General features: G+C 72.3%; 3 protein-coding genes. All 3 read right to left on the minus strand.

The window, feature by feature from the left end; genetic code table 11:
- Window positions 1-260, minus strand: a 260-nt coding sequence (locus tag V7E46_RS33465) for a hypothetical protein (protein ID WP_333771916.1), incomplete at its 3' end; no start/stop codon positions are given.
- Window positions 261-276: 16 nt separating this feature from the next.
- Complete coding sequence (locus V7E46_RS33470; RefSeq protein WP_333771917.1) at window positions 277-1,287, minus strand: hypothetical protein; 1,011 nt, start codon at window positions 1,285-1,287, stop codon at window positions 277-279.
- A 75-nt stretch (window positions 1,288-1,362) separates the two neighbouring features.
- The coding region (locus tag V7E46_RS33475; protein WP_333771918.1) for a hypothetical protein at window positions 1,363-1,711 on the minus strand (349 nt) is incomplete at its 5' end.

Below are 1,711 nucleotides of genomic sequence, written 5' to 3' on the forward strand. Positions count from 1 at the left end.
GACCGGCGGGGGGTGCGGGGCGGCGGGTTGGTGCAGGTCGCGGCGTGCGGCATGGCCTGCCATTCCGTGCCTTCCAGCGTGGGGCGGTCGGTGGTGAGTGCGCGGGACCGTACGCGGCCGACTGCGTCGGTGTGGACGGCGATGTTCCCGGTGGTGTCGGGCTCGGCGTCCACCGGCATGGGCTTGCCGGTGGCGGTGACCGTCCACCGGATGCGGGCCAGGCATCGGGTGCACGTGGCCACGTCGGCTGCACTGGGCATCTCTCGTCTCGTCTCGTCAGGAGGCGCCGGCGGCGCGGGGTTCGGTTGGCCGGTAGCGGTCGGGGTCGGCGTCCAGGGCTGCGATGACGTATGCGGTGGGGTCGGGGAGGTCCAGGCCGAGGTCGCCGAGGACGTCGAGGGCGACGGGGGCGGCGAACCGGCGGGGGATGATCACGCCGTACAGGGCGGTCATGCGGTCGGCGATCCGGGCCAGGTCGGGGAGTGCGGGCGGGCCGGTGTGGACGGACAGCAGTAACGGCGCCTGGTGGTCGCCGGCCGGTCCGCGGCCGCCGCCGGGCAGCGCCTGCAGACCCGGGGCCGATTCGTCCTGTGCGGCCTCGCGCGCGCCGACCTGAGGCTGAGCTACAAGCCCAGCCCGCTCCTGGTCGGTTTCAGGGTCTCTACCGGAGGTAGAGGACTGGTCTAGGTACCCCCCCGACGCGACGGGCATTCTGGGTTCCCCGACGCGACGGGCATTCTCGGGGCGTCGCGACGGGTGTTCTGGATCCTGAATTCCCCGACGCGACGGGTGTTCTGAATTCCCCGACGCGACGGGTGTTCTCGATTCCGGTGCCCCGTCGCGACGGGCGTCCTCAACACCTGTCGCGACGGGTGTTGAGGAGTTCGCGGCGGAGCGTTCGGCGGACCGGGTCCGCCGGCGGGCAGCTGCCTGCCGGGCCTGCTCGAACGGCAGCAGGTGGGGTGACCAGTCGAGATCGCCGGCCCCGGCGGGCACCAGCAGCTGATAGACCGAGGTCTTGCCCTGGCGGCGCTGACGCAGCAGCAGGCCGATGCCGACCAGCGCGGCGATACAGCGCCTGACCATGTCCTCGGAGTACCCGGAGATCCCCGCGAGGGTCGCCGGCGCCATGAACGCACCGGCGCCCTTCGCGTCGGTATGCGTGGCGATAAGCAGCCCTACGAAGGTGATCCGGGCCATGTCGTCGCACTGCAGGCGCTCGGCCTCTCTGCGCAGGCGCAGGACCCATGCGGACTGGACGCTCTGCTTGGGCTGCTCGTCGGTCACGTCGTCTCTTCCGGTGGTGCTGGTCGGGGCGGCAGGCGTACGGGGCGCACGCCGGTGCGTGCGCCCCGTACGCGGCTATTCGCGGAGGCGGGCGTGCTCGGGGATGAGCAGGGTGATCCGGGACGGGTAGGTGTCGTCGTCCACGTCGGTCCGCTCGATCCAGCCGCCGCCCTTGAGGCGGTGCAGGCTGGTACGCACGTTGGTCAGCTCCAATGCGGTGGCCTTGGACAGGCGCACGACGCTCGGGTGGTCCAGGGGCGCGATCAGGCCGGTCTGGTAGTCCGCGAAGGTGGCGATCGTCAGACCGACCAGGCGGGCGTTGCGGTGCAGGGCGCTGTACCGCATGGCGATCTCCCAGGACCGGCGGAACGGCCCTGCGGGGGTGACGGCGGGCTGCGGGGGCACGGGCCGGAAAGCGGCGGGC

Source organism: Streptomyces sp. IBSBF 2435, from assembly GCF_036815005.1.
Classification (GTDB): Bacteria; Actinomycetota; Actinomycetes; order Streptomycetales; family Streptomycetaceae; genus Actinacidiphila.